The organism is Aerococcus sp. 1KP-2016 (assembly GCF_002252085.1).
Taxonomy (GTDB): Bacteria; Bacillota; Bacilli; order Lactobacillales; family Aerococcaceae; genus Aerococcus.
Window position 1 is genome coordinate 49690 of sequence record NZ_NEEY01000009.1, and the last position, 7259, is coordinate 56948.

The following is a 7259-nucleotide window of genomic DNA, read 5'->3' on the forward strand; positions in this document are numbered from 1 at the left end:
CTTGCATGTGGGCAATTTTAAAAATCTAATAATATTATTGCCTTAAGATGTTATTTATTAAAATTGTTGATATAATAAGGAGTGGAATAACTAATGGAGGTGAGTTTTTGGCAAAAAAACCAGTTGACCAACTTGCCTGGCCAGTTCAATCCATACTGATATCGATTTTATTTATTAGTAACTTCTTTCCTTTTTATATTACCTTAGTTACTTTTGCAGTCATATTCATATTTTTATCCATGTTGGGCTTAATTGGTCCTCAACATCAAAATGAAGTACCTACCTCAATTTGGATATTTATCGCATATTCTGCAGTTATTTCGTTTGTCTATCAAAACTGGGCAGGTTTTGGGATATCAATTGCTTATATCCTGATTGCTTTATATTTTAACTACTATCAACAAGTCATCCAACCGTATTTCGTAGAAGAATTATTGAATATCGCATTGATTGCATCATTTATTATATTCATTTTTGCTACTATGGAATATTTAAACTGGGTACCAGAGTGGGATTATAGTTTCATCTCACCAGAAATCAATCGTGTTCATAATGGACGTGCCGAGGCTACCTTTGCGAATCCCAATTATTATGCGATGATGTTAGAATTTTTCTTTTTTATCGCCTTATATAAATTTATGCGAACAACAAAACTAAGAAAGAAATTTGTATTCTTATTCATTGGCTTTTGTAATTTATTTGCTACTATTTACACAGGTACAAGAACTTCTTTACTTGTGGTTATTGGCACTTTGTTTGTGTTTTACTACATCATGGGTTACAAAAAAATTGCTGTGGGTACTTTTCTGACGGGGACCATTACGGTCTTAATCGCTATTAAATCCGGTTTATTGCCACGATTTGAAGATCTAGGCTTTGCCTTTGAAGATCGTTTCGTGATTTGGGATATTGCACTAAAAGGCTTAAGAGATAACTTTTGGTTCGGACAAGGTCCCTTAACCTACTTGATGATATGGCAAGATTATGGTGAGAAATACACACAACATGCGCACAATATCATCTTAGATACCCTCTTATCTTACGGGGTGATTGGAACGGGCATTCTTGCTATACCTATTGCTTCCTTGGCACGTAATATTAATAAAATGCGGCAGTATCCCATTTTACGAAGACGTTTAGCCTTGATTTGTAGTTTTGGATCAGTCGTACTATTACACGGCATGTTCGATTTAACCATTTTCTGGTTGCAAACAGCTTTCTTATTCTTATTTATTGTACTTGCAAGTAATAATATGCTTAAAGAAGTCGAAACACATCCTGAATTACAAGGTAATTTAAGTGACTACGCCAGAGATTAAAAAATAAAAGCGCTAGCTTCATTTTCGAAGCTAACGCTTTTTTAATTAAATTTTTTAAATGTATAATTATTCTTTTACGTGTGTATCTTCTTCATAAGGTACTTCTGCTGGTAAGATTAGGTTCAATGAAATACCTACAATAGCAGATAAGGATGTACCTGATAAAGTTACAAAACCTAAGTCTAACACTGCGCCACCTAGACCGATTACTAACATTGCACTCGCAATGATAAGATTACGTACTTGGTTAAAATCAATTTGTTCTTCAATCATAACTTTCAAACCGTTACTTGCAATAATACCGTAAAGTAAGATTGACATACCACCGATTACTGCACTTGGAATAGTAGAAATTAACGCTGTAAATTTACCTAGGAAAGCCATGATAATTGCAATGATTGCAGCGTTACGAATAACTGAAACTGAAGCCACACGTGTCATACCAATTACACCAGTATTTTCACCGTATGTTGTATTCGCAGGCCCACCAATAAATGCAGAGACTGCTGTTGCAACACCATCACCAATTAAAGTTCGGCTTAATCCAGGGTCTTTCAAGAAATTACGGCCAACAATTTTCCCTAACACGGTATGGTCACCGATATGTTCAGAAATTGTTACCAAAATAATTGGTAAGATTGCCCAAGTTTCTGGACCAAAGTATAAGCGATATGAATTAAAAGTAGCTGTTTCAAATGGTAAGTATAGGTCTGGAATTGAGAACCAAGGTGCATCTAATACAGGTTGGAAATCTACTAAACCAAACAACGCTGCAACAATATACCCACCAATAATTCCTAATAAGAATGGAATGATTTTGAAGAAACCTTTGGCACGAGTTTGAATAAACGCTGTAATTAAGAAAGTTGCAACTGCAACAACAACGTTGCGAACTTCACCATCAGCTACAAAACCAGCGTTGGTAACAGCACTTGCGGATAAGCCTAAACCAATTACCATGATCATAGGACCAATAACGATTGGTGGTAATAACTTATCAATCCATCCTGTACCAATAAAACGAATCACTATGGCCACCACAACGTAAGCCAAACCTGCAATAATAACACCCGTTTGCGCTGCTGAAACATCGCCATCCATTTGTTTAATTGCAATTTGCATTGCAGTAATATAGGCAAATGATGAACCTAAATATACAGGCACCTTAAATTGTGTTGCCACTTGGTAAATTAAGGTCCCAATCCCACTCGCAAAAAGAGCAACAGATACGGGCATCCCTAAAAGAATCGGCACCAAAACTGTTGCTCCAAACATTGCAAAAACATGTTGAAAACTCAATAATAATCCTTTAACTAAAGAGGGTTTTTCCTCTACATCCAATAAAAGTGGTCTAGATTTAATCGCCATAACAAACATCTCCTTCTTTTCTGTTCCCCATTTTTTCCCAAAAAAATAAGGTCATTCGCAAGTTGACCTTTAGAATTGCTTTTATTCATGTATAAACATAAACGGTCTTTCGACCACTCATCTTCATAGGATTTTATGCTTTCACTATTATAAGCATAGAAAACTGAAAATTCAAGCGCTATCTTAAAATCTCATGAAAGAATATGAAAATAAAAAAACGAGTGACCGGATTAGGTTCACTCGTTTTCATGAGAAATAACTGCGTTACATTTCTGATGGTGCTTCCACACCTAAAATACCAAGTCCAGATTCAATAACCTTTGTCAGGGCATAAACTAATGCTAAACGTGCTGTTAATTGATCATCCTCACTCAAAATACGTGTATGTGCATAGTATTTATTAAATTGTTGAGACAAGCTTAATAAGTACTTGGCAATTACACTTGGTTCATATTTTTCATATGCTGAGGCAATAATTTCAGGATAGCGGTTTAATTCCTTCAATACTTGGAAGGCTTCTTCGCTCTCTAAATTAAATTGGCTTCCTTCAGCAATTGTTGCAGGATCAAAGTTTGCTTTACGTAAGATTGAGTGTGCTCGAGCATTTGCATATTGTACGTAAGGACCAGTTTCACCTTCAAATTGTACAACTTCTTCTAGATTAAAGTCGAAATTATTTAAACGATCATTTTTAAGATCATGGAAAATAACTGCCCCAACCCCTACTTGATGTGCAACTTGTTCTTTGTTAGCAAGATCAGGATTCTTTTCATTAATTTGTTTTAGGGCTAAATCAATCGCGTCGTTTAATACTTCTTCAAGAAGTACTACATTTCCTTTACGCGTAGATAGTTTTTTACCATCTTGGGTAATCAAACCAAATGGAATATGGTTGATATCTTTTGCCCAATCATAACCCATCAATTCTAACACGGCTTTTAATTGTTTGAAGTGATTACTTTGTTCATTCCCTACAACGTATAAAGATTGAGAGAAGTCATAAGTATCCTTACGGTAAATAGCTGTTGCTAGATCACGCGTGATATAAAGACTCGCACCATCAGATTTTTTTATTAAGGCAGGATTTAAATTGTAAGCTTCTAAGTCTACAATTGTAGCGCCTTGGTCAATTTTCAATAATCCTTGTGCTTCTAATTCATCAATTACAGCTGGCATTTTATCTGAATAGAATGCTTCACCATTATATGAATCAAATTGAACACCTAACATATCATAAATACGTTGGAATTCCTTTAGTGATTCATTCTTGAACCAATCCCATAATTCATATGCTTCTTGATCGCCATCTTCCAATTTTTTGAACCAAAGACGTCCTTCATCTTCAAGACTCGCATCTTTTTCAGCTTCTTCATGGAATTTGACGTAATATTTTAATAATTCAGCAATAGGATTTGCGCGAACTGCTTCTTCAGAACCCCATTTTTTATAACCTACAATTAATTTACCAAACTGAGTACCCCAGTCACCTAAGTGATTGATACGGATTGGATTGAAGCCAACTTTTGTCACAATATTTGCAATTGCATTACCGATTACTGTTGAACGTAAATGTCCCATTGACATTGGTTTTGCAATATTCGGACTAGACATATCAATAGTGATATTCTCACCATGACCGATTGTCAATTCACCAAAATGTTCACCCGCTTGGTAAATTTCTTCAAGAATTGCTTGTGTAATCAATGTTTGGTTTAAGAAAAAGTTAATATATGGTCCAACCGCTTCAACGTGATCGACAATGTCACCTTGCATTTGTGGTGCTAAGTCTTGTGCAATTGCTTGCGGCGCTTTGCGTAATTCTTTTGCAAAGATAAAAATTGGAAAAGCAATATCTCCATGACCGTCATGTTTTGGAATTTCTAAAAGATTCTGAATTTCTTCGATTGATAATGAAGTTTCAATGCTCGAATGAATCACCTGAGCTACTTGTTGTTTTAAATCCATTAAATTTGGCTCCTCTCAAAAAAATAAGACAATATACCGCGATTGTTCTTGGCATTTGCTTGTCTTCTTCGTTTTATATAGTAATTTATATGTAGAACTGTAAAGCAACTACTCAATAGTACCACTTTTTCAGGCTTTAGAAAAGTGATTCTCGCATATTTCTTGCTTTCAGACTGCTAGTATATCAAGATTTCACCTTTAATTCTACTATACTCCTTCATAAATAGAAAAATAAAATCCCCAAGATAAAATCTCAGGGATAAGTACATTTAATTAATCATTTAATGCTTCAACAGCTTGAATAGCTTCCTCAATCATAGCTCGATCAATAGGAAATGGGGAAACATCAACATGGTCCGTTGTCATAGCTTTATCTAACACAAGCGCTAAATCTGCTTCGCTAGTAATATCAAGGTCTTTTAGTGATGTTGGTAAACCAACTTCAATCATGAACTTGCGTAATCTGTTTAGTCGTTCAGTTTCACCTGCTAATTGAAGGACAACTAATACACCATAGGAAACAATTTCACCATGTAAGTGTTTTTCGCCTTGCGGTAGAACGGTCACACCGTAATAGAATGAATGTGCAAAATGTCCATTATAGGCATGGTCGACCAAGACTGAAGTATAGGATGTAGTCCCTAAAATTTCTAAAATGATATTATCAATAGCTGGAGAAAGTTCCTGTTTTTTCGCAGCTGCGAGCGCCTCAATACCATTCGCCATAATGCGTTCATTCGTACCTTGGACAATATGTACGCCCATAGTATTCTTGTAAGCTAAATCACGTCCTTGAGCTGAGAAAGATGCTTCTACCTCTTTAGAGAGGGCATCCCCTATTCCTGCCCAGATATATTGTTCCGGCGCTTCAGCGATAATTGTTGTGTCTGCAAAGGCATGTACGGCTGGAGCATCAATACGATAAGATCCTGCTGATTCATGATTGTCATAATATAGAATGCAAACGGCAGAGGTTGGCGCACAGTTTGACGCAATAGTTGGAAACGTAAATACTGGCTTATGTAATTTATCAGCCACTGTTTTCCCGGTATCAATTGCACGACCACCACCTACTGCAAAATCATATCAGCTTTAGCCACCTCATCTAAAGCGACAAGACGGTCAATATTACCATATGACGCTTCGCCTCCATACCATTCGATACTAGTGATGGTTAAACCTGCCTTTTCAATCGCTGGTTTTAAACGATCAAGACTTTTGGAAAGTGCCGTTTCTCCGCCAATAATTGCCACAGTTTCGCCGGAAAAACCAGCATATTTACCGATTTCATCATAGGCATCCGGTCCAATTGTAAAACTTGGTAGGTTCACTGATAAACTCATACGTATTTCCCTCTTCCTTGAACGATTTTGTCGATTGACATTTTCTTATGACCTAATATACCACTAGTCTCATGAAAATGTCATACTATTTATATGATTTGTAATGTTTATTTTCTATCACCTGCTAACACATGTAACTATCACGGCCAAAGTAGTCTTATTTGACCATCCCCCTACCTTTGTTGGTATAATAGTTTGAACACTAAAGTCTGGAGTGACACTATGAATAAAAATGTACCTATACACAAACGATTAATTGGCGTCACGGGCAATCACAATGCATTAGAGCATGATTGGGATGAATTCATGCGTGACTATTCACCACATGGTTATAGTGGCAGTTTAACTAAAGCCGGACACATGCCAATTATCATCCCACTTCAAAAGGATGTATCGCTAGCAGAGCAGTATATTGCCCATCTAGATGGCATCGTTTTTACTGGTGGACAAGATGTTAGCCCCCTATTATATGGCAGGGAACCTTCACCAAAACTACGCAATGTCTATCCCCCACGTGATTGTTGGGAACGAGCGTTATTTGAAGCAGCTGTCAAAAAAGACATTCCCATCTTAGGTATTTGCCGTGGTTTCCAATTAATCAATATCCTTTTAAACGGTACCGTTTACCAAGATTTAAGCGAATACCCCGTTGGTCAAGCAAGCGCTGTGCAACATATCCAAGAATGGGGGCGCATGCAATACCCTCACCACTCAGTCACTGTTGAAAAAGACAGCACCTTAGCCAACTTATTCAATGGGCAAAAAGTTTTACATGTCAATACCTACCATCACCAAGTAATCGAAGACCTATCAACAAGTCTTAAAGCAACAGCCTGGGCAGATGACGGTGTGATTGAAGCTTTCGAAACTGATACGCGAAAATCCTCATACAAAATTTTGGGTGTCCAATGGCATCCGGAAATGATGACAGACGAAGATAATGAAAGCAATATGCTGCCAATTTTTAACTGGTTTCATCAATTTTAAAGAAAAAAGGCTGAGACAAAAGGCCGCTAAAAAGGCGTACGCAAATCTTAATAAGAGTTGTGTACGCCTTTTACTTTGAAAAAAATCTTATAAATTTTGATTGAAATATATCATGGGAGCAGGTTATAGGACTGAAAGTGTAGTTCCTTAGCCGTGAAAGAGGATGAAATTGAGACCTTGGCTCGATTTAAATTGAAAGACATTGGCTTTCAATTGGTCCCACGGCTTACAAGGAACGTACACTGTAAGGACGAAAAATCTATGATTTTAATCCCAT

General features: G+C 36.7%; 6 protein-coding genes. 2 read left to right on the top strand and 4 right to left on the bottom strand.

What is annotated here, in order from left to right:
• The first annotated feature begins 107 nt into the window (after positions 1 to 107).
• Positions 108 to 1319 (top strand): O-antigen ligase, encoded by a 1212-nt coding sequence (locus B9P78_RS03295; protein ID WP_233487682.1) that lies wholly within the window; start codon positions 108 to 110, stop codon positions 1317 to 1319.
• A 66-nt stretch (positions 1320 to 1385) separates the two neighbouring features.
• Here B9P78_RS03295 and B9P78_RS03300 read toward each other — a convergent pair whose 3' ends face one another.
• The 4 genes from B9P78_RS03300 to B9P78_RS10040 form a co-directional block, all read right to left on the bottom strand.
• Positions 1386 to 2687, bottom strand: coding sequence for a uracil-xanthine permease family protein (locus B9P78_RS03300; RefSeq protein ID WP_094518122.1), 1302 nt, complete (start codon positions 2685 to 2687; stop codon positions 1386 to 1388).
• Positions 2688 to 2951: 264 nt separating this feature from the next.
• Complete coding sequence (argS, locus tag B9P78_RS03305; RefSeq protein WP_094518123.1) at positions 2952 to 4652, bottom strand: arginine--tRNA ligase; 1701 nt, start codon at positions 4650 to 4652, stop codon at positions 2952 to 2954.
• A 273-nt stretch (positions 4653 to 4925) separates the two neighbouring features.
• Positions 4926 to 5690 (bottom strand): iron-containing alcohol dehydrogenase, encoded by a 765-nt coding sequence (locus tag B9P78_RS03310; RefSeq protein WP_233487683.1) that lies wholly within the window; start codon positions 5688 to 5690, stop codon positions 4926 to 4928.
• 32 nt (positions 5691 to 5722) lie between these two features.
• Positions 5723 to 5995, bottom strand: coding sequence for a hypothetical protein (locus B9P78_RS10040; protein ID WP_233487684.1), 273 nt, complete (start codon positions 5993 to 5995; stop codon positions 5723 to 5725).
• Between the two features lie 222 nt (positions 5996 to 6217).
• Here B9P78_RS10040 and B9P78_RS03315 point away from each other — a divergent pair, with 222 nt between their 5' ends.
• A complete protein-coding gene (locus tag B9P78_RS03315) occupies positions 6218 to 6982 on the top strand; it encodes a gamma-glutamyl-gamma-aminobutyrate hydrolase family protein (RefSeq protein ID WP_094518124.1) in 765 nt (254 codons plus the stop codon).
• Positions 6983 to 7259 lie beyond the last annotated feature (277 nt).

Coding starts and splice junctions, on each gene's coding strand:
- B9P78_RS03300 (WP_094518122.1), bottom strand. CDS start 2,687: ATGGCGATTAAATCTAGACCACTTTTATTGGATGTAGAGGAAAAACCC.
- argS (WP_094518123.1), bottom strand. CDS start 4,652: ATGGATTTAAAACAACAAGTAGCTCAGGTGATTCATTCGAGCATTGAA.
- B9P78_RS03315 (WP_094518124.1), top strand. CDS start 6,218: ATGAATAAAAATGTACCTATACACAAACGATTAATTGGCGTCACGGGC.
- B9P78_RS10040 (WP_233487684.1), bottom strand. CDS start 5,995: ATGAGTTTATCAGTGAACCTACCAAGTTTTACAATTGGACCGGATGCC.